Consider the following 22939-nt stretch of genomic DNA (forward strand, 5'->3'; position numbering starts at 1 on the left):
TCCTCAAGTTAACCGAACCCAGTCAAATGACAAGTAATTGTTGTTATTTAAGCATCAATTTAATGCCATTAAAATCAAAAAAATAATCTCAAAAATAAAATCTTAACCTAGTATGCGTTAATCTATTAAGGAATAGAGGTTAAAATCTTAAAATTAATAAAGTTTTAACAGGAAAGAAATATGTTTACTGATTCAAACACTAAACAAATAAGTTTTTGTTTTCATACTCAGAAAAAAAAATTTATAAAATGGAAAAAATTAGCCAAAAAAGCCAATATGACGTTATCAGACTGGATTGTTAAAAAACTTAATTCAGACATCGATATTGTGTTACGGGACATTGTTCTTCCTAATGATATCGAAAAAGATGACAGATGGCTGATAAAATTAACTATACCCTCAGTGATAAAAGGTTATTGGGTCTATTGTTCAAGAGAAAGGAAAATGAAATTAGTTAAATGGATCACCAATAAATTAGATTCCTAATAAGGAATTAATCAAGACCAACTTTTACAGAATAATTCTATAACGCAACGATAAGGTTATAGAGAAACAGACTAAAATAAAACAGAAATATGATAAACATTGAGCGGTTAATCAATTTTTTTTAAATTTCTATTGACGTAGAAATTAAGATGGGTAAAATGCACTGCATTCGAAACGCATTTATTTTTAACGAATCGTTTTGAGCCCGGGTGGTGAAATCGGTAGACACAAGGGATTTAAAATCCCTCGGCCTTTTTGGCCGTGCGAGTTCAAGTCTCGCCCCGGGCACCACATCTATCTCTCTTTATCCTTCTTTCATCGACTTATTTTATCACTGTCTTAACGACACCTTTGTAAGCATATTATTACTAACTTATATCAACATTTTACTAAAAAACTTTATCAATCATTTAATTAAAGATGTTTTAGTTGTTTAATAAAATTCAATTTTTTAGATAAGTCAGATCCACTGCTTGAACAAAAATAATGTAATCATCCATAATGTTTAATGGATCAATAGCTAACGGCTGAGTATGCTCAAAAAATAGCGCTATAATTAAACTTTTTAGTGACAAGATTAGTTTGGTAAGGAAATGTTATTGGAGTAACTTTTATCTATGATATTAACAACTCTAAAATGAATTATTGCTTAGAACGCAGACCCAAAATTTTTGGGTCTGAAGATTAAACACTAAATGACGAACCACAACCACAAGTCGTTGTTGCATTAGGATTATCAACCACAAAACGTGAGCCTTGTAATCCTTCTACATAATCAATGGTACCGCCAACTAAGTATTGTAAACTCATAGGATCGATAACCAACGATACCCCATTTTTCTCTATGGCTAAATCATCTTCGTTTACTTTCTCGTCAAAAGTAAACCCATACTGAAATCCACTACATCCTCCACCTGTAATATAAACCCTTAATTTAAGATTTGGGTTTTCTTCTTCGGTGACTAACGCTTTTACTTTATTCGCTGCAGCATCAGTAAAATTAATTGGTAAAGCATTGCCCATTTTATTCTCCTACTGTCTTGATCTGCTTATTATATACTGTGTAAAAAAGAAATTACAAAATGAAAAACTCTATTATTTAAATTTTTGTTTAGTTGCTTGAAATAATTTTGAAACTATGAATAAATACCACCATATTTCTTCAATGAGAATACAACATATGTTTACAAAATCATTAAAATCCGAAATATTCTTTCATCAAGCTTTATCCGTTTTACCTGGTGGCGTAAATTCACCTGTACGGGCTTTTAATGGCGTGGGTGGAATACCCTTATTTATTGAGCGTGCCAATGGTGCTTATATTTATGACGTTGATGAAAAAGCTTATATCGATTATGTAGGCTCATGGGGTCCAATGATTCTTGGACACAATGATCCAGACGTAGCTGACGCAGTCATTCACGCTGTGCGTAATGGACTCAGTTTTGGTGCTCCGACCGAAATTGAAACTAAAGTCGCCAATTTAGTCACTGAACTTATGCCATCGATAGAGATGCTACGCATGGTCAACTCAGGTACTGAAGCAACCATGAGTGCAATACGCGTGGCACGAGGTTTTACCGGGCGTGATAAAATCATTAAATTTGAAGGATGCTATCATGGTCATGCTGATTATCTATTGGTAAAAGCTGGATCAGGTGCTCTTACTTTTGGACATCCGACGTCACCCGGCGTACCTAATGATTTTGTTAAGCATACTTTAGTATGTGATTATAACAACCTTGAATCAGTTAAAAAACAGTTTGAACAATATCCAAATGAAATTGCCGCGATTATTATTGAGCCCGTTGCCGGCAACATGAATTGTATCCCGGCTAAAAAATCGTTTTTACAAGGATTAAGAGTGCTTTGTGATGAATATGGGGCATTGTTAATTATTGATGAAGTGATGACAGGATTTAGGGTAGCACTAGGTGGAGCGCAAGATTATTATGACATTGTCCCCGATTTGACTTGTTTAGGTAAAATCATTGGAGGGGGAATGCCTGTGGGCGCATTTGGTGGTCGTGCAGATATCATGCAACAATTAGCGCCAACCGGACCAATTTATCAAGCTGGTACGCTTTCGGGTAATCCTGTTGCCATGGCAGCCGGATATGCAACCTTAACCAAATTGATGGACGTAGGTATTTATCAAGAATTAGAGGAGAAAACTAAAACGCTAACAAACGGACTTTTATCCGCTGCCAGACAGCATAAAGTTCCTTTTGCGGTTAATCAAGCGGGTGCGATGTTTGGATTTTTCTTTACAAATGCTTCCGAAGTAAGCAGTTATCAAGATGTAATGAATTGTGATATTGAATTATTCAAAAAATTCTATCATCATATGCTCACTGAAGGTGTTTACTTTGCACCGTCAGCTTTTGAAGCAGGTTTCATGTCACTTATGCACACAGATAAAGAAATCAATCATACTATTGATGCAGCAAGTCGTTTTTTTAGTAAGATAAGTTAAATTGATGACACAAAGTTTTTGATACCATTAGCGATTAAAATATTAAACTATTAACATAGGTAATTAATTTATGGTTAATCCACTTAAAGAAGGTGAAAAAGCACCTCAATTTTCGTTGCCTGACCAAGATGGAGAGCTAATAAGCTCTAAAGACTTTAAAGGTCAACGTATGTTGATCTATTTCTATCCCAAAGCCATGACACCTGGCTGTACAGTTCAAGCTTGTAATTTACGGGATTGTGCTGATGACCTCAAAAAATACAATGTGGTAATCATTGGCATTAGTACAGATAAGCCAGAAAAGTTATCAAGATTTTCAGAAAAAGAATTATTAAACTTTACGTTGCTTTCTGATGAAAATCATGAATTATGTGAAGCTTTTGGCACATGGGGTGAAAAAGAGTTTATGGGAAAAACCTATGACGGCATTCACCGTATTAGTTTCTTAATTGGGACTGATGGAAAAATCGAAAAAGTCTTTGACGATTTCAAAACCAGTAATCACCATGAAGTGGTTTTAGATTACCTCAAAAACCACTCAAAATAGACATCTTAAAAGCAGATTAACCTAATCTGCTTTTACTTTATCAAAACTATTAATCTCATCCGGATTTGGCCAAGCATTAATAATTGCTTTGACTAAAGTGGCAAGTGGGATAGCAAAAAATATTCCCCAAAATCCCCATAATCCACCAAATACAATCACCGCTAAAATAATTACTAATGGATGAAGATTCAATTTCTCGGAAAAAAGACAAGGAACTAACAAATTACCGTCTAAAGCCTGAATAAGCACATAAAAGAAAATCAAATACCCAAATTCTGGACTGATGCCCCATTGGAATAGAGCAATAAGAATAACCGGAATACTTGAAATAATAATCCCAATATAAGGAATCAACACCGAAAGCCCAACAATTACCGCCAATAATAATCCATAATCTAAACCAAAAAACCAAAATGGAATATACACGCTAATACCTAGAATAAGAATATGCAAAACATTGCCTACAATATAGTTAGCAATTTGCGTATCCATTTCAGCGGCGACTTTATTTAACACTCCTCGATTTTTAGGCAGAATACGAGAACAATATCCCCATATTTTTGCTTTATCTTTCAAAAAGAAAAACATCATAATAGGGACTAGCACGGCATTAATTGCAACTGAAACAAGACCAAACAGGGAAACAATAGAGAATTGTAATAACGAATTTCCGGTTTGCACGACCCTGCTAGTAATGCCTTGAATAATAGAATCAAATAATCCAACATCAATCAGTTCGGGGTAGTGTTCCGGCAGTGATGTCAAAAACTTATTAGCAAAATTGAGCATGTTTGGAATATTGGTTATCAAACTAATACTTTGTTGCCAAACTAAAGGTACCAGAATCATAAAACATGCTAAAACAACAAGAAGAAAAATGAGTAATACAATGATAACCGCAAAAGTGCGTGGAATGCCCTTTCGATACAAAAAATTGACTGGGGTATCAAGCAAATAGGAAAGCACGATTGCAATGAAAACGGGTAAAAGAATTTTATTAAAAAAATAAATAATTAAAAACAGGAAGACTAAAACCACTATCAACGATACCACATGCGGATCACTGAATCGTCTTTTATACCATTCCACAAACAATTTAAACATTGCAAACACTCCTATTTTGCTGTTTATATTAGATTAAGTTTCAATACGATAAATTATAAGCCCAATGCATTTATCGTTTAAATCCACCTAAAATACCACGAGTAATGCGTCGACCGATTTCATTGGCTACTTGTCGCGTTGCGCTTCGAGCAACTTTTTGCGCAAAGCCATCTTGTTGACCACCTCTTGGGCCTTTATGACCAAAAAACAGAGAACTTAGCATATCTAACCAACCACCACTACTGGATTTTTCAGCTGGTTCTGTTGAATTATCATCATCAGCTGATTGAACGTTAGCTGAATTATCCAATGAAAAACCTGCTTTTATTTTCTCATAAGCGGATTGCCGATCGACAGTTTTAGCATATTTATCATAAAATAGCGATTGTTTAATAATCTCAGGAATTTTTTCAGGTGTAATTGGACCAATTTTAGAATTTGGTGCAATAACAAAACCACGCTCGACCATATTAGGACGCCCTTTCTCATCTAAAAAAGAAATTAAGGCTTCGCCGACAGCTAATTCCATAATCACTTTTTCGGTATCTAAATTGGGATTAGCTCGCATAGTTTGAGCCGCGGCTTTTACTGCTTTTTGATCTTTAGGCGTAAATGCCCTAAGCGCATGTTGGACACGATTGCCAAGCTGACCAAGAACGGTATCGGGAATATCGGTAGGATTTTGAGTAACAAAATAGATACCAACGCCTTTAGAGCGAATCAGTCTGACTACCTGCTCAATTTTCTGTAATAAAGCGGGGGTAATATCATTAAATAGTAAATGCGCTTCATCAAAAAAGAAGACTAATTTAGGTTTATCAGGATCACCAATTTCAGGCATATGTTCAAACAGTTCTGACAGCAACCACAACAAAAAAACAGAATACAATTTAGGTGAGTTATATAATTTATCTGCAGCTAAAATATTAATCATACCGTGACCGTTGGCATCGGTTTTCATTAAATCTTGAATATCAAGCATAGGTTCACCTAAAAAATATTCTGCCCCTTCTTGATCAAGCGATAATAAACTGCGTTGTATGGCACCAATCGATGATAAAGAAATATTGCCGTATTCAGACGTAAATTTTTTTGCATTATCACCAATTAACTGCACTAAGGCTCGTAAATCTTTAAAATCCAGTAATAAAAGATTATTGTCATCGGCAATTTTAAATACCAGTTGTAATACATCTGATTGAATATCATTAAGATTTAATAATCGTGCTAATAAAATTGGACCAATATCCGAAACGGTACTTCGCACCGGAATCCCTTTTTCAGCAAACACATCCCACAATTCAATGGGCGAGGCTTCAGGTTGCCAATCAGTTACCCCAATGCTTGTTAGGCGTGCTTTAAGTTTATCTGTTAAAATCCCTTTCTCACCCAAACCGGTCAAATCCCCTTTAACATCAGCCAAAAATACCGGTACACCTATATGAGAAAAACTCTCTGCCATTTTTTGAAGCGTCACTGTTTTACCGGTACCTGTTGCACCAGAAATGAGACCATGACGATTAGCTAATGCGCTGATAATAGATAAATCCTTGCCATTGCTTTTGGCTATAACGATAGATTCACTCATACATTAAATCCTCATTAAATTGCTATTAAAACAATCAGTAATATTGTAAGCTAAGAATGCAATATCGACGATTTAACCATTCATTAGCCAACATAAGGAGCCACTATGTTTCCAGAATATCGAGAATTAATTTCAAAATTAAAAAATACAGATTTACGATTTCAAAAATTATTTGATCAACATAATGCTTTGGATCAAAAAATTAAAAATATTGAGTCAGGTATCGAAATCGACACATCCGAAACTATCGAAAACTTAAAAAAACAGAAACTTAAACTTAAAGATGAAATACACACAATCTTAAAAAATCAGGCATAAATACGGGATAAAAACATCAATAGCGTATTAGTCAATCTTTATTCAAAAAATTAGTGTTGTGAAAACAATGTTGATGTAGGTGCTTTTATCAAAAGCAATAAATATAAATAAACCCCAAACAAGGGGTTTATGATGATAACAGATAAAACAAAAACTAAAAAATTTAATAATAAAGCGAATTTTTACTTGTTTAATTGTTCTTTTGTCGTTCTTTTTTTACGATTTTTAATCAATACAATAATATTTTTATGTGGAGTTTTCATATTTTAATTTCCTCTTTTTGTTATAGTTATCACACCACGAAAATGTATGGAATTTTTAAAGAGTGACTAGCAATATCCTTATCAGGTATTTTGTATAAAATACTCGCCATCTCCAATAATGGTAGTTACTTTAGCATAAATTAACGGTATTACCAATTATTTTGGTTATTTAGTAAGCGACTTCCATATCGCCTACTTGCGCTACCAACAAATTTAGAACCATTGCCCAAAACGTTTTATATAAATTCGTTTCATTAACTGCGCAACAAAACAATAAGATAGTAGTGTGGCAATTAACCATGGGAAATATGACCAAGGTAAAGGAGCAAGACCAATCAAACTTCCTATTGGAGAAAATGGGATATAAATACCTACGACCATTATCAATAATGTCATCACAATGACCGGAAACGCTGCTGTACTTTGAACAAATGGAATTTTTTGTGTTCTTAACATATGCACAACTAAAGTTTGTGAAAGTAACCCTTCAATAAACCAACCAGAATGGAATAATGATTGTACTTCGACACTATTTGCACTGAACACAAACCACATTAACGCATAGGTAGTAATATCAAAAATAGAAGATGTTGGTCCAATCCAAATCATAAATCGTTTGATATTTTGCGCATCCCATTTACGAGGCTTTTGTAAAAACTCATCATCCATTTTATCCCAAGGTAATGATAATTGTGAAATATCATACAATAAATTTTGGATCAACAAATGAATTGCTAGCATAGGTAAAAAAGGTAAAAATGCACTGGCAACTAACACCGAAAAAATATTACCAAAGTTTGAACTGGCAGTCATATTCAAATACTTCATAATATTACCGAATGTTTCTCGACCGCAAATTACCCCTTCTTCTAACACCATTAAACTCTTTTCAAGCAAAATGATATCCGCTGATTCTTTCGCAATGTCGGTTGCAGTATCCACCGATATACCAACATCGGCGTCACGTAATGCAGGCGCATCATTGATACCATCGCCTAAAAAGCCCACTGTATGACCATTTTCTTGTAATAAACGGATGATTCGTGATTTTTGTAAAGGTGTTAATTTAGCAAAAATAGTACGTTGCTCAATTTGTTCTTTGAGTTCATCATCATCCATTTTTTCAATTTCGGTACCCAGTAAGGGAGTTCCTGGCTCTAGCCCCACTTCACGACACACTTTTATGGTAATAATTTCATTATCACCAGTTAAAACTTTTACCCCTACACCATGTTCATTTAATGCAGAAATGGCTTCGTATGCGCTCTCTTTTGGCGGATCTAAAAACGTTAAGAACCCTCGAATTGCAAGATCAGTCTCATCTTGGACACTGTATTGCGTTTTTGTTTGTGAAGCAGAAATATTTTTTAATCCCACCGCTAAAACTCGGAATCCTTCTTTATTGTAGTTATGAGCAAGTTCGATTAACTCTTGTTTGCGTTTTTCATCTAATGGCAAATATTCACCGTCTTGATAAACATAACGAGAAATAGACAGCATCTCTTCAACGGCACCTTTGCAAATCATCAAATGATCATCATTACCATTTTGCACCACAACCGATAAACGACGACGAACAAAATCAAATGGCAATTCATCAATCTTTTTATAAAGTCCAACCCCGACTTTTTTAACACTGGTTTTCTCTTCAGTGAAACGGATAATGGCTTTGTCCATTAGGTTTTTCATACCACTTTGATAATAGCTGTTTAACCAAGCGAGTTCTAATACAGCTGGGTCAATTTGACCATGACTATCAAGATGATGTTCAAGGATAATTTTATCTTGTGTCAATGTACCCGTTTTGTCGGTACATAAAATATCCATTGCACCAAAATTTTGAATCGCATTAAGACGTTTCACAACAACCTTACGCTTTGCCATTCCAACCGCACCTTTAGCCAGGTTAGCACTGACAATCATCGGCAACATTTCAGGGGTTAATCCAACCGCTACCGCCAAAGCAAACAAAGCCGCATCGCCCCAATCCCCTTTTGAAATACCATTTATCACAAAAACAATTGGCACCATAATAAGCATAAAACGGATCAGTAACCAACTAACACTATTCACACCTCGATCGAATGACGTTTCAGCACGGGAACCAACAATGGATTTAGCTAATGATCCAAAATGCGTGTCTGCACCTGTGGCAACCACAATTGCCTTAGCCGTTCCACTTACCACATTCGTCCCCATAAAACAGACGTTATTCACATCAAGAACATTATCTTTATCAATATCCGATGCATTAATTTCATCGGTTGTCTTTTGTGAAACGGCGCCTAAAGTGTCATATTTTTCAACAGGTATAGACTCACCTGTCAGTACCGCTTGGCTGACAAAAAGATCCCGTGATTCAATTAAGCGGATATCCGCAGGAATCATATCCCCTGCCGATAAAAAGACAATATCGCCAGGCACAATCTCGCTTAACGGAATTTCAAAATGTTCAGGATTCATATCCTTATGCGGACGTCTTAATACCGTTGCCGTTGTTCGAATCATCGATTTGAGCGCTTCAGCGGCTTTATTAGATCGAAACTCTTGCCAAAAACGCAATAAACCACTTAATGAAACCATGGTTAAAATGATAATAATACTGGTTAGATCGGTTTCTTCCCCCTTTTGTAAAGGTAACCAGAAATCCGTGACAAAACTAACCACCGCTAAAATAAGTAACACAAAAATAAATGGATTATTAAACGCCATTAATAGTTGCATAAATACTGAAGGGACTTTTTCTCGGGCTACTTCGTTTTTGCCATACTCTTCTAATCTTGATTTTGCATTTTCTTGCGTTAAACCGGACAAGCTCGATTGAAATTTAGATAAAATGCTATCTAAGCTATGTTGAGCTTCATGAATTGCTTTAATATCTGAGCTTGTTTGTGAATGAATTTTTGTAGTGTTTTTGGTCATCTTATGTACCTATATTCATAATTTTTTAGACAAAAATATGCCTACTCACTGTTAAAAAATAACAATAAGCAAAGTAACTAATTGAATAGCTAAGACTTTAATGCAACAGCATGACCGCACTCAAAGCGATGGCTGAGCAAAAAATAATTTAGCGAGATAATTTAATTAAGAATTAGATACAACTCGGTGGTTCTAAATGTTTTTCTGAAAAAAGTAATGAACACAACATTAAGATGTGCGCACCATGATGTTTTGAATTTGTGTGATAGCGTGTAAAAAATTGCATATCGTTCACCGTTACCGTTCGATCAATTTCGGCGCGTGAACTGAAAAAATGATTATTTAGACAGGTTCATTAACCGATAATGATTTGTGTTTGAATACATCTCCCCATATATGGGGTGACCCGATTGAGCGTCCATAGTTCTCCTATAAAATTGAACTCAACACTTTGTATTTCAACTTTTCTTAACCCTCATTTTTAACCACCTAATAGTTAAAAAAGTAAGAAAAGCTCAAAGGCGGGCAATTTATACGCCTTTAGCCAAAATAAGTCAACCAATAATCCTTTAAAAAGGTCATAACAGCTTAAAAACAGCACTTATCGCCCCAATAAATGCTTTTTTGTATATAAATAATACACACAAAACTTAATATCATTTACAATAACTAATACTGTTCAACGCAAGGAAAACGAAAGTGGAACTCATAACATTACTCGATACTAATTGGTTAAATTTCGTGATCATTTTCGCACTTTCATTTTTATGGTTTTTCAATCGAAAAAGATCACCCAATCAATACCTCGATAATATCATTATATATGCTGATATTTTAGAAAAGACACCTAAGCCAAAATACCAAAAGGATTACTTGAATAATATTAAAAGTAAACTTCTTTGGGACAAGGTCTGTTTTTATCAAACCGGTGACATGAATAAAGAAAGAATCGCAATTTCGTTAATTAATGCTGACATTAAAAACATCATCAATTTATTACAATTAAATTCACTAACCCAATACTTTTGTATCAGACAAAATAAAATAACGGCAGTCAATCCTTTTTTAGTTAAAGAAGTCATCCTATTATGTGTTGGGTTCATTCTCGCTTTTATTATGGTGATATCGAATCTTGATACCGTTTTTAGATCAAATTCAATGATTAATATAATCATTGCCTCGATAACCATTTTTATTATCTTATTGATTGCAACTCAGTTCGCCATAGCGCCTTTAAAAAGGCTTAATACCTATCGATTGATTTTGAAAGACGACACTTTTTTAAAGCGTGCTAATGATCAACTAGTTCGCATTATTCAAGAAAGTAATAATAGTAATCCTAGTTTTGAAAAATCCATAATGAGTAAAGAAGAATCGCATCAATCATAACCCAATTTCGAAGGCTTTATCTGCTGTGGTAATAAATAAGGCGACAAATCTGGGCTTTACGTCGCCTTAATAGTTATATGGGAACTAAGCACGTATATTTAAACGGGCATTTTTAAGCTGCTCTACAAGTTCAAGCAATGATTGATTTAACTGATTCATAAATTGTTGGTAAGAAAACGCCTTTTTACTGATTTCATCTAATTGTCGTTCCCAATGCGCAGTCATATCGGGGATAGACATAATATCTGGTAACGATAAAATTAACTTACGTCCAACTGGAGTGGCACGAATTGTTTTGCCTTGTCGTGTTAAAAATTGACGTTTAAATAACAGTTCTATTATTCCTGCTCGGGTTGCTTCTGTGCCTAAACCATCGGTTTCCCGTAATATTTTTTTTATCTCTGGATCTTTAACGAATCTTGCAATGCCTGTCATTGCGGAAAGTAAAGTTGCATCATTAAAAGGTTTAGGGGGTTGTGTTTCTTTACTGATAAGTTCAGCATCGATACATTGCACTGCCTCCCCTTTTTTCACTAATTTAGTTAACAATCCATTACTCTCTGCATCCGCTTCGGATTGATCAGCTTGTAAAGTTTTCGTTCCAAACAACGCTTTCCAGCCTGCTTCAAGCATTTGCGTTGCTCTAGCAATAAATTTTCCACCTTGAATATCAACATCAATTTGTAATTCAGCGTATTTATATACAGGATAAAATTGTGCTAAATATTGGGTTGCAATCACCTGATAAACTAATTTTTCATTATCCGTTAAATTGTCCATTTTAGCCTTGCGCTGTGTTGGAATGATGGCATGGTGCGCTTCAACTTTTTTATCGTTCCAAGCTTTTGTCCGCAAACTAAAATCAGCGTTTTCAATAGCAGGCTGTAAATCCGGGCAATTATTTTCGATTGCTAATTTTACACTGATTATTTGGTTAAGATGCTCTTCGGGTAAAAAACGGCAATCGGATCTCGGGTAGGTGATCAGTTTATGCTTTTCATATAATGACTGGCAAATATCAAGCACATCTTGTGCACTTAACCCATTTTTTTTAGCCATCTCAATTTGAAGAGCAGATAAATTAAATGGCATAGGCGGTGCAACTTCTTTCTTTTTGTTACTGACTTTCTCAATAATACCGGTTTGATCTTTAATTCTTTGACAAACATTTTCGGCTAATGCTTTGACTAAAACTCGCCCTTCTTCATCTTGATAGGGAGCACAAGCTTCGCTAGGTTGCCACTTGGCCTTAAATATTTCATTATGCTGGGTTTGAAGTACAGCAAAAACTTCATAAAACGGTTTGGGAACAAACTTTTCAATATCTAAATCACGCCTTACCACTAAACCAAGAATAGGCGTTTGTACCCGTCCAATGGATAACACTCCTCGATACCCGCCTCGTTGCCCCACCAGTGTACAAAGACGACTCATATTAATACCATACAACCAATCAGCACGGGCTCTTGCAAGCGCTGACGTAGAGAGCGGAATAAAATCTTGATTACTGCGTAATTGTTCAAGCGATTTTTCAACTGCACTGGCATTTAAATCACTAATCAAGCAACGCTTAATTGTTTTGCGTTTATCGGGCGTGAGTTGACAATAATTCAAAACTTCATCGACTAATAATTGCCCTTCTCGATCTGGATCGCCTGCATGTACAATCTGATCGGCAGATTTAATCAATTCGACTAAAATATCAAATTGGCTTTTTGTACTCCCTTTTGGCATCAAAATCCACTTTTCCGGAACAATAGGAAGATCATCAATCACCCATTTTTTAAAGCGATCATCATACACTTCTGGGGTGGCTTGTTCTAAAAGATGTCCGATACACCAACTCACAATATCGCCATTAGCGGCTTTGATAAAACCCGTTCCTTTTTGATGTGGTTTAGGCAAAACATCGGCAATAGCCCTTGCTAGACTGGGCTTTTCAGCAATAAACAGACGATAAGTTTGATTAGATTGCATAATTATTAGTCTTAATCATAAATTTGAAACAAAATAAGTTTGATAGGATGATTTAACGCTAAAATTTAAATGATTTAACATCTTCAATAACAATGCCTTGTCAGCATCCCTACAAGGCAGAATGCGACAATAAAAACAAATTAAAATATGTTTGTCTAAACACATCAAACCTTGTTCTTTTCGACTTTTTTGCTTTGTCGTGTACCATTCAATCTTAAAACCCGTGTGATAGGCCAAATAAGGTAAGGCTCCATAAATTATCATATTATCCTTTAAAATTTCCAATCCTGCTGAGTCTGTTATTAATGCTCAATAAGGTTGAAAATTGTTACATAAGTCTTAACGCCATTCAAGCGCAATAATTTGCAGATAATCATTTTCAACAATAAACACAAAAATAACCTAATCTTTACAATGCATTAAAAGAACATAACTAAGCTTAGTCTGTTTAAGTAATCCTAATACCCTAAAGAAGACAGTTATTATTTATAATCTTATCACAAGGCTGAAATCAACTAAGATTGAAAGCACAACACTTATCACTTTGCCAATACATCGTCAACAATGCATGTTAAAGCTTTTAAAATATCATTTAATTGATTAATTATGTTACAAGATTCAGCTTTATCATTTTTTAGTTGTTGTGATTTTAAAACGGGTTTTTACCACCATTTTTTGAACTTAAGCCAAATGGCAGAAATAATAGAAATAACAATAAGAATCAAGATTAACCCAACAAAAGACCAAGGATGCTCACTAAACGGAATACCGGCAAGATTGACACCAAGTAAACTGGTTATAAACGTGATTGGTGTAAATATAATGGTAAATAGTGACATTAAATAGATTCGTTTATTGGTCGATTCTGCCAAAAAGCTATTAATTTGCTCCATAATCGAGGCAAGACGCAATAAACAACTATCGATATCTGACACATAGTGGCTTTGTTGATTAGAAATATCATGTAGACGTTGGCGATCGTTATCATCAATCCAAGAAATCCTTTCGGTTGAAATTTTGACAAAAATATCCCGTTGTGGAGATAATAATCGACGAAGAATGATCAACTGTTTACGTACTCGACCAATTTCTTTATGTGAAAGAATTCGCTGATTTAATACTAAGTCTTCAAGTTTAACAATTTTGTTATGTACACTATCAAACGATAAATTGACTTGATCACTAATGAGTTCGGATACTTGAATTAACCAATCAGCAACATCAACAGGCCCTATCCCTTTTTCTAAATTATCTTTTAATTGGAAAATCGCATCAATTTGTTGATGTCGGGTCGAAACAATTAGATTATCGGTAATATAAAAACGGAAGGTTACAATCGGATCGGGTAATTCATTTGGCGTATAATTGACACCTTTTAATACGACTAAAATACCTGTATCAAAACGAATTTCTTTCGATATTTGGTTGGGTTTAATTAACTCATTTTTCACTAAATCCGGAATCAATTTTGTCTGATTAATCCACTTAATCGTTTCGGATTTAGCAAAATCCAGATGGATCCAACATGGCTTTTGCACCGTCGCTTGGCAATCATTATTTAAAGGATTGGCTTTACCTTTACCATCAAATTGACAACTAAAAACAGGTTTTGCTGATATAAGATCTGAAACAGGAACGGAATTTTCACTATTTTCATTCGTCATTATAAGCCCCATTTGTTAAGTTTTCTTAATTATATACTGAAATTGCTTAAAAATGGAGCGATTGATTAACTTAATTTATCAAAATTAAGGCATTAAATAGAGTTGCGGAACCATAGCATTACTAGGGTGCGGAATAATACCTAATTCAACCCCATACCAATGATTAATATTTTCAACAGTTAATACTTCAGCAGGTACACCTTGCTTAACGATTTTTCCCTGACTAAGAAGCAACACTTTATCCGCATACAAGGCAGCCAAATTAAGATCATGTAACACACAACACACTGCCAGTTGCTGTTCTTTGGCGAGTTGTTTTAATAATCGCAATGTATGTTGCTGATGATACAAATCTAATGCTGAAGTGGGTTCATCTAAAAAAAGTAGCTTTTCAGTTGGCTCCTCTTGCCATAATTGTGCCAAAACGCGAGCCAATTGGACACGTTGCTGTTCTCCGCCTGACAAGCTACGGTAATCACGGCTAGCCAACTTCAAGCAATCAGTTTGTTGCATAGTTTCGTGAATGGCTTGTTCAAAATGAAGTTTACCGTAAGGTGCTCGCCCCATTGCCACCACTTCTTTTACCGTAAAAGGAAACGTCATCTGGCTATGCTGTAACATCACCGTTCTCACTTTAGCTAATTGCTTAGCAGACCATTGTGTCATCGCTTTATCAAAAAGATAAATATCGCCAGATGATGGGGTCTGATAACCCGTTAAAAGCCGTAATAAAGTTGATTTACCTGCACCATTAGGACCAATGATAATGGCAATTTCGCCAGCTTGAATATCTAAAGACACATCATCGATTAAACACCGAGTACCACAATAAAAAGTTAAGTTTTTTGCTATCAACATCGTCAAATTATACCCGTTATTTGTGCCTTAAAATGAGCCAAAGAAAATAAGGTCCACCAATTAAACTTGTCAATAACCCTACCGGTATTTCAGTCGGTGCAACAACCGTTCTTGCCAGAGTATCGGCAGAAAGTAATAAACAGCCACCTGCCAATGCCGATGCAGGTAATAACACGCTATGATTAGCCCCAATACGTAATCGAATCATATGAGGAACTACTAAACCAACAAAAGCAATAATGCCACTTACTGCAACCGATGTACCGATTAAAATAGCACTAAGCACCAACAAATATTGCTTAATACGAATAACATTAATACCTAAATAGTGCGCATCTTCATCCCCCAATTGCAATATATTGAGCTGATGAGAAAGGACCAAAATGGCTAACAAAGCAGGGATAATTAACGAAGTAGCAACTAACACTAATTCCCACGATCCTTTACCCAAATGCCCCATTGACCAAAGTGATATTTGTCTTAATTGTGCTTCATCACTAATATAACTTAGGCATCCCATTACTGCTCCGATAATGGCATTGATTGCTACACCCAACAACACCATTTTGGCCAAATTACACTCGGCATGAAGACTGTAAAGATAGATCAGAAAACAGATGAATAAACTACCCAAAAAAGCAGCCAACATTTTTCCATACAGCATCATAATTGGTGGAAAGATAGTCGGAAATAAAACTGACAAACCAACCAACAAACCAGCGCCACTGCTGATACCCAACAAACCTGAATCCGCTAAAGGATTACGAAATAATCCTTGCATGACAGCGCCTGAAGTTGCTAATGCCATACCAACAATCACTGCTAATAAAATACGAGGTAAACGTATATTCAACCAAATATTCATCAATGGATCATCAAATGATAATGACAATAACTGAGAAACTGGAAATGTTAAAGCACCCGTATTAGCTGATAAAACCATCAAAACCAACAGCACGATAAACAGTCCCCATAACAATGAACGATGACTATAACGTTGCACTCACTATCCTCGCTAAAAATATGGATTTAATTACATTCATGCTATTTTAATGTTCAAATTTAAGATTCGGATCAATAACAGTATAAGCTTTATTATTAAGTTGCTGATGCGCTATTTTATCAATAATGACTTTCGCTAAATCGATACGATGAATCAGTCCATGTACCTCTTGCTGAAAATAGCATTTTGCATTACCTGTTAGTTCCCCATTTTGTAATCCGCCCGGTCTTAATATAAGGTATTTTAGCGTGCTAGTTTGTAACCAAACTTCCGCTAACGATTTTTCACGTACCGCATGTCCAAACGCTTGTTTAGCTCGTAAAGATAATGTTGACCATGTATCACCACAACCTAAGGATGTGACTAACACCATCTGCCTTATATTGGCTTGTTCAGCACAATCAATAATAATACGTTGTGCTAGATAATTTCCGGTTTCCCCACCCAGTGTTGAAATAATTGTGGCGTCAGGTCCGGCTAATGCACAAAGCTGGCTAACCATAGATGAGTCGGTCGCATCACCGACATGACACTCAATACCTTGCTCACTTAACTGCTTGGCAAAAGTTTCGTCTCGTACCAATGCAATACAACGCCAACTTGGTTGGCACTGTTTAACTAACTGACAAATCTGATAACCCGTACCCAATTTTGGACTGACACCAAAAACTAATATTGTTTTCATGCTATTATCATCTCAACATTAGTTAATTTTATTTGCTAATGCTCTAAATTTTTCTAACTGATCTTGTTTTAACTGATGTTTTTCATCACGACCCACAAAAATTTTAAACATTGATTGTCCCATATGATTAAGAAAGATCATCGAAGCTGTCGACATTTTCATAAATTTACGTTCAATAAAAGCAATATATTGACAATGTTCAGCTTTAATATGACCACTTAATCCTTTTTGATGACGTAAATTGAAATATTTTTGACTATGCGAACCTGGCGGTAATTCACCTGAAATTTCAGCAATCACATCTCCGGTATGGATCAAAAATAACACATCGCCCCAAGTTGTCACTTCATCCCAAATCATATCAAAATATGAACCATCAACAATTTTCGCATCCGGTAAGGCTTGAATAACTTGCGTCAAAGTCACTTGATGATCTTGAGCAATTTTTTCTAATAACTCCTCGGGATTTGTTTGCATATAAGTTGAAAGATTACTGAGATGAGTTTGCTTATCTACCATGTTAATATCCTTTAATGATGTGAAATAGGTTGATTATTTTTCTTTTCAGAATGTGCACCAGGCATAGCAGGATGACCTTTCATTGCTTGCTTAGCCTTTGCCATTTTATGCTGTAATTCAATATGTTCGGGGTTGTTCAGTTGTAATAACAACTGCTGCAAAGCTTGTAAAATATTGCTTGACCAAAAACGACCAGATAATGTCAGTCGTAAACAATGATCCTCATCTTGAAGTAAACCAACTTGATGCCACTGTTTAATTAAAGGATCAAATAAATGACTATGCTCGGTCAATTTAGTCAAATCCACTCGACCTTTCTCAATGCCTGCTTGTAATTGATGTAACCAATCCCCTAATAAGGATTTACCTGTTAACATCATTAGGGGTTTTTTGCCCTGATCAAGTTGCATATAATACTGATTTAAGTCACGATGAAGCATATACGAATGCGTATCTAATTTACCACCAGCACACGATCCAAAGCCAAAAAAATGCGAACCTTGCTTAATCAAAAAGTTGTACAAGTTACGTTCACGACTTGTTTTAGCCCAATGCGCATTGGTCAAATGAACCCACCCCTGTTTAGCTAAAAACTCAGCACCTTGATGATAAAAATGACATTTGTCACTTACTGACGGCAACGCTATACGGTTGTTTTCTACCCCTTTTGCTAACGGTGTGGTAGGTAGTAAATTTAGTGAATAAAGATCAACACCATCTAACGGAAGATCATTGACGATTTCAAGATCACGTTGCCAAGTTTCAATAGTTTGATTAGGTAAACCAAACATCAAATCGCAGACTAATGCCACACTATCACGTGAAGCAATACGCTCAAAATTTTTGATAATTACTTGTTCTGTTGATTGACGACCTAACTTCTGTCTGATTGTCGTATTGAAGGTTTGTATGCCAATTGAAAATCGATTAGCACCCGCCTCAATATAGCTATCCACTTTTTCATCATCAAAATCAGAAATACGCCCTTCTACCGTAATTTCGCAATCGGGGGCTAAAGGCGCATATTGCTTAAGATAACGGATAACGCGTGCTAATTGCCCGGCAGCTAAAGCCGAAGGCGTACCACCGCCAAAATAAATGGCATGAACGGGGGCGGATTGCATGGCTTTATTATTAATTTCCAATGAAATTTCTTTCAATAAATAATCGATATAAGTACTTGTATCAAATTTACGCAAGGGGTTTTGATAAAAGCCACAAAATTGACAATGAATGTCACAAAAAGGAATATGAATATAAATAAGACGCTTTCGACCACGCAAATCAGCATTTTGAATTTCTTGCCATTTTTGTTCAATTTCGTGTGGGGCAACGGGTAAACTTGCCTGTAAGGGCATAACCGCCCAGCGATCCTTAAAAGGAAGTGCTGAATTTAACGCATAAAAAGGACTAACATCTAAAGATTTCATAACTGCCATTCTGATTAAATATTCTGTAAAGATTAAATAATAATTATTATCATTTATCAATATATTTTATTTAATTTTTTATTAACCATTTGATACTTTGATAGATATTTTTATTTTTTCAATGAGTGATGAGATTCTTTTACTACCAATTTGAATCTCCTTTTTTCAATTTTTTGCCATTTTTAACAAAATAATCACTTATAACATTCATTGTTCTTACTCTATTTCCCCTTAGTTTTAAACCGAATATCCAACTAAAACGTAAAAATATCACCATATCACTATTGATAATAGTTCTCATTTTCAATATAGTGTAATGCAACTGTATTTTAGCTATAGGAATTATGTAATGATTAAAAAAATATATACAAACCTGAGTGTTATTTTACTTATACTTACATTATCAGGTTTAATAAATATCAGTTCAGCTAATCAAAGAATTGTCATTGCTGGGGGATCGTTAACAGAGATTGTTTATGCTTTGGGAGAAGATCAACAAGTGGTCGGTGTTGATAAAACCAGTACGTATCCGGCAACAACTCAACATCTACCCCAAATTGGATATTGGAAACTGCTCAACATAGAAGGTATATTATCGCTTAAACCAACGCTATTTATTGCCTTTAATGATATTGAACCCGACAACGTTTTAACACAAATGCATCAAGCTAACGTTGACGTATTGGCATTACCACGTGTCCCAGGCACAGTTGAATTACTTTATCAAAACATTGAAAAGATTGCTCAAAAACTCAACAAGCAACATGAGGGTAATCAATTAATTACCAGAATAAAAACCCATCTTTCCAAGCTACAAGACAAGATTAAAACGCATCCCCAAAAAACCAAAGTATTATTCATGATGACAATGGGAGGAAGTAATGCCATTGCCGGTAAAAATACCACCGCTGACGCCTTAATCACCATTGCAGGTGGTGAAAATCTAGCGACGCATAACAGCTATAAAAATTACAGCGCCGAATCGCTAATTGCGATGAATCCTGATGTTATTTTATTAAACAGCCATTCCATACAACAATTAGGGGGTATGGATAAATTACAAACGATATCTGGCATAACCGAAACATCCGCTTACAAAAATAATCGAATTAAAACCATTGATGACAGTTATCTTTTTGGCATTGGGCCACGAGTGGATGAAGTTGCTACCCAGCTTTATCAAATTTTTTACCCAGAATAATCAATTGAAAGTACTTTAGATTATTCAGCATTAAAGGCATTTAACAGTAACGATAAAACAATCAAGCATCACGAAAACTGTTTTTAACGAATGATAAAAATCATTTAATTTAGATTAGTAAGATTGAAGGTTAAACATGTTATACATTAAGAACTTAAAAAAAACGGGCACACTAGCTTTAGGCTTAACATTCGTTATGCCTGCCATAGCAACTGACAAACATGATGATGAAAAAATCAACGATGTCATGACAGTAACGGCACACGAATCAATCAAACAGCCGGGTATCAATACTGAAATTTCCGAACAAGATATTCGACGAGACGGCGGAACTAATTTTGGCACGCTTATGCGCTACCAACCATTGATTTCAGCATCGGGCAACATATCGGGTTCTGGCAGTGGTAAAAGTAGTTGGGACAGAGGAGGCTTTACAGGTTACAACATTCGAGGATTAGATGCTAATCGCGTTTCTATCGATATTGACGGAATGCCACTGCCTATTGCACAAGGACGCGTCAATTCTGTCGGGCGAGCGGGTTTTGGCTCGTATGGAATAGGACGCGATTACATCGATACCTATATGTATAACAAAGTCGATATTCAATCTGGTGCAACTTCGGTAAGTAATGCCAATAATGCACTTGGTGGATCGGTGTCGTTTCAAACTAAAACTGCTAGCTATTACCTCTACCCCGGAAAAACCAGCTATTTTGGATTCCAAAATAATTATGACAGCACCGACAGAAGCTATCATCAAGGTATCACATTAGCAGGCGGTGATGATGAACTAAACGGAATTATCGTATTAAGTCGTCGTGATGGGCAGCAAGGAAGAAATTACGGAAACTCAATTAATAACTATCCGGAAAACTACCATTCAAATTCAATCCTTGCGGGTTTCAGCTGGCAAATGACTGATGAGCATCAACTTAACACAACTATCGATTACAATAATAAAACTAAACATTCTCATTATGATACATGGGACAAAAATGGTAAAAAAATTGAATCGCATGATAAGCAACGAAGTAAAAACAACCGCTTCAATTTGGCGATAAAAGATATATGGACACCAACCAATATTAATTGGATAGATAGCCTGACAACGCAATTAAATTATCAACGTACGAATGTATATGACAGCACCTATCTAAATCATACAACAAATGGTCAATATAACATTCAAACCAATTACAATACTAAAGCCTATAATTTTATTACCACCTTGCTAAAACAATATAATAATCAAAAAATAAGTGCTGGTTTAAATGGTAAATGGAGTGAGGACGAATCGCCATTTTATACATCAGCCAAACCAAGATATGGAAAGATTTTCCCTGACGGAGATTACACTAAACCCCAAGCTGACAGCCGTACTTATCAACTTGGTGGATTTATTGAAGACCGAATCGCCTTCAATATTAATGATCATCATAACTATTACTTAGTACCTGGCATTCGAGCAATTTATCAAAAAACAAAGCCACGTCATTTAGAAAATATGGCTGTCACCATTGCAGATGCATCTAGACTAAGCCAACAATATAAAAGTAACAGTGATTTCCAGCTATTACCTTCACTCGCTTTGATGTACGACATCAATCCTAATTTTACAGCTTACCTACAATATAAACGCAGCGCACAAATGCCAAACCAAAATCAACTTTATGGTTCTTATTTAGCGCATAGCACCATGTATGTACTGGTTGGTGACTCTAATCTCAAAACCGAAACAAGCGACAATTTTGAATTAGGTGTTAAAGGTCATCCCATGACAGGAATAACCTTATCCACCGCAGCTTTCTACAATAAATACAAAAATTTTATCGCTTACACACGCTATAAAAAAGATTTTGTCGGAACGGGTAATCGACTGGTTTATCAAGCCGAAAACCGTGATAAAGCGCACATTTATGGTGCCGAATTAAGCAGTGAATTTAATTTTGGTTCATGGTTCGACCAAGCTAATGGCTTAACAGCTAAATTTGCAATCGGCTACAACCAAGGTAAATCAAAATCGAGCTATTTAGGTGACAAATATGTTGAAATGGACTCTATCGCCCCACTCAAAAGTACCATTGGTTTAGCATGGGATGATCCAAATAAATTTTATGGTATTGCAATTAATGCAACTTTCCAAAAAGGCAAAAAAACCACCCCAACTTCACGGGAATCCTATAACAATGATGGTAAACCCATTCCTGATTCAAAAGAAGAATATTTTAGAATCGCAGGACATGGAGTCATTGACTTAACCAGCTATGTTAACATCACTAAAAACGTCAAGTTAAGTGGTGGTATTTATAATCTTACTGACCAAAAATACTGGGATTATTTAAGTAATAACAAGTTATATCGTTCATCTGATCGTAAATACCTCGATCTATTTACTGCACCGGGTCGAACATTCCAACTCGGCTTAGATATCGATTTTTAAAATCGCCTGATAACATAATGTTGACAATTAACCCGCTTATGCGGGTTTTTGTTAGAAAAGGAGAGCAAG

At 35.5% G+C, this 22939-nt stretch carries 18 protein-coding genes, 1 tRNA gene and 1 pseudogene; 8 read left to right on the forward strand and 12 right to left on the reverse strand.

Translation table 11 applies throughout. The features are described from left to right. Window positions 1-180 precede the first annotated feature (180 nt). The gene (locus ACGH6R_RS01115; RefSeq protein ID WP_065558212.1) at window positions 181-486 is read left to right on the forward strand and encodes a hypothetical protein; all 306 of its coding nucleotides are present in this window, start codon (window positions 181-183) and stop codon (window positions 484-486) included. A gap of 203 nt (window positions 487-689) precedes the next feature. Continuing rightward, a tRNA-Leu gene (locus tag ACGH6R_RS01120) sits at window positions 690-777 on the forward strand. A 393-nt stretch (window positions 778-1170) separates the two neighbouring features. On the opposite strand, the gene erpA is transcribed toward ACGH6R_RS01120, so the two are convergent. After that, window positions 1171-1509, reverse strand: a complete 339-nt coding sequence (gene erpA / locus ACGH6R_RS01125; RefSeq protein ID WP_065558211.1) for an iron-sulfur cluster insertion protein ErpA — start codon at window positions 1507-1509, stop codon at window positions 1171-1173. A gap of 157 nt (window positions 1510-1666) precedes the next feature. Here erpA and hemL point away from each other — a divergent pair, with 157 nt between their 5' ends. Beyond that, complete coding sequence (gene hemL, locus ACGH6R_RS01130) at window positions 1667-2962, forward strand: glutamate-1-semialdehyde 2,1-aminomutase (RefSeq protein WP_411598664.1); 1296 nt, start codon at window positions 1667-1669, stop codon at window positions 2960-2962. 70 nt (window positions 2963-3032) lie between these two features. After that, on the forward strand, window positions 3033-3509 hold the full coding sequence (gene bcp / locus ACGH6R_RS01135; RefSeq protein ID WP_065558209.1) for a thioredoxin-dependent thiol peroxidase: 477 nt from the start codon (window positions 3033-3035) through the stop codon (window positions 3507-3509). A 21-nt stretch (window positions 3510-3530) separates the two neighbouring features. Here the strand turns inward: bcp and ACGH6R_RS01140 are convergent, their stop codons facing one another. After that, window positions 3531-4613: an AI-2E family transporter gene (locus tag ACGH6R_RS01140; RefSeq protein WP_267350769.1), complete on the reverse strand. Its 1083-nt coding sequence runs from the start codon at window positions 4611-4613 to the stop codon at window positions 3531-3533. Between the two features lie 70 nt (window positions 4614-4683). After that, a complete protein-coding gene (locus tag ACGH6R_RS01145; protein WP_411596577.1) occupies window positions 4684-6201 on the reverse strand; it encodes a helicase HerA-like C-terminal domain-containing protein in 1518 nt (505 codons plus the stop codon). Window positions 6202-6306: 105 nt separating this feature from the next. Between ACGH6R_RS01145 and ACGH6R_RS01150 the strand changes: the two genes are divergently transcribed. After that, the gene (locus ACGH6R_RS01150; protein ID WP_065558206.1) at window positions 6307-6519 is read left to right on the forward strand and encodes a YdcH family protein; all 213 of its coding nucleotides are present in this window, start codon (window positions 6307-6309) and stop codon (window positions 6517-6519) included. 476 nt (window positions 6520-6995) lie between these two features. Here ACGH6R_RS01150 and mgtA read toward each other — a convergent pair whose 3' ends face one another. Next, the gene (mgtA, locus tag ACGH6R_RS01155; protein WP_411589721.1) at window positions 6996-9704 is read right to left on the reverse strand and encodes a magnesium-translocating P-type ATPase; all 2709 of its coding nucleotides are present in this window, start codon (window positions 9702-9704) and stop codon (window positions 6996-6998) included. 699 nt (window positions 9705-10403) lie between these two features. On the opposite strand from mgtA, the gene ACGH6R_RS01160 reads away from it, so the two are divergent. After that, on the forward strand, window positions 10404-11093 hold the full coding sequence (locus ACGH6R_RS01160; RefSeq protein ID WP_411598665.1) for a hypothetical protein: 690 nt from the start codon (window positions 10404-10406) through the stop codon (window positions 11091-11093). Window positions 11094-11177: 84 nt separating this feature from the next. On the opposite strand, the gene ACGH6R_RS01165 is transcribed toward ACGH6R_RS01160, so the two are convergent. From ACGH6R_RS01165 to hutW, 8 genes and pseudogenes are all read right to left on the reverse strand, one after another. Further along, window positions 11178-13070, reverse strand: coding sequence for a DNA topoisomerase III (locus tag ACGH6R_RS01165; RefSeq protein WP_411598666.1), 1893 nt, complete (start codon window positions 13068-13070; stop codon window positions 11178-11180). Window positions 13071-13085: 15 nt separating this feature from the next. Beyond that, window positions 13086-13355, reverse strand: coding sequence for a GNAT family N-acetyltransferase (locus ACGH6R_RS01170; RefSeq protein WP_411589717.1), 270 nt, complete (start codon window positions 13353-13355; stop codon window positions 13086-13088). A 377-nt stretch (window positions 13356-13732) separates the two neighbouring features. Beyond that, the gene (gene zntB, locus ACGH6R_RS01175) at window positions 13733-14734 is read right to left on the reverse strand and encodes a zinc transporter ZntB (protein WP_411598667.1); all 1002 of its coding nucleotides are present in this window, start codon (window positions 14732-14734) and stop codon (window positions 13733-13735) included. 84 nt (window positions 14735-14818) lie between these two features. Continuing rightward, the gene (locus ACGH6R_RS01180) at window positions 14819-15592 is read right to left on the reverse strand and encodes a heme ABC transporter ATP-binding protein (RefSeq protein WP_411598668.1); all 774 of its coding nucleotides are present in this window, start codon (window positions 15590-15592) and stop codon (window positions 14819-14821) included. A gap of 16 nt (window positions 15593-15608) precedes the next feature. Continuing rightward, on the reverse strand, window positions 15609-16535 hold the full coding sequence (locus ACGH6R_RS01185) for a FecCD family ABC transporter permease (RefSeq protein ID WP_411598956.1): 927 nt from the start codon (window positions 16533-16535) through the stop codon (window positions 15609-15611). Window positions 16536-16641: 106 nt separating this feature from the next. Continuing rightward, window positions 16642-17280 (reverse strand): NAD(P)H-binding protein, encoded by a 639-nt coding sequence (locus tag ACGH6R_RS01190; protein WP_411598669.1) that lies wholly within the window; start codon window positions 17278-17280, stop codon window positions 16642-16644. 18 nt (window positions 17281-17298) lie between these two features. Further along, window positions 17299-17799 (reverse strand): heme utilization cystosolic carrier protein HutX, encoded by a 501-nt coding sequence (gene hutX, locus ACGH6R_RS01195; protein WP_065558198.1) that lies wholly within the window; start codon window positions 17797-17799, stop codon window positions 17299-17301. 125 nt (window positions 17800-17924) lie between these two features. Then, window positions 17925-19238 (reverse strand): annotated as a pseudogene (gene hutW, locus ACGH6R_RS01200) (heme anaerobic degradation radical SAM methyltransferase ChuW/HutW); the annotation flags it as partial. 340 nt (window positions 19239-19578) lie between these two features. Here hutW and ACGH6R_RS01205 point away from each other — a divergent pair. Next, entirely contained in the window at window positions 19579-20430 is an 852-nt protein-coding gene (locus ACGH6R_RS01205) for a hemin ABC transporter substrate-binding protein (RefSeq protein ID WP_411598670.1), read from the forward strand. Between the two features lie 136 nt (window positions 20431-20566). Continuing rightward, window positions 20567-22870: a TonB-dependent receptor domain-containing protein gene (locus ACGH6R_RS01210; protein WP_411598671.1), complete on the forward strand. Its 2304-nt coding sequence runs from the start codon at window positions 20567-20569 to the stop codon at window positions 22868-22870. Window positions 22871-22939: the final 69 nt, after the last annotated feature.

Origin of the sequence: Gilliamella sp. CG13 (genome assembly GCF_046635805.1) — a bacterium.
GTDB classification, from domain to species: Bacteria; Pseudomonadota; Gammaproteobacteria; order Enterobacterales; family Orbaceae; genus Gilliamella; species Gilliamella apicola_I.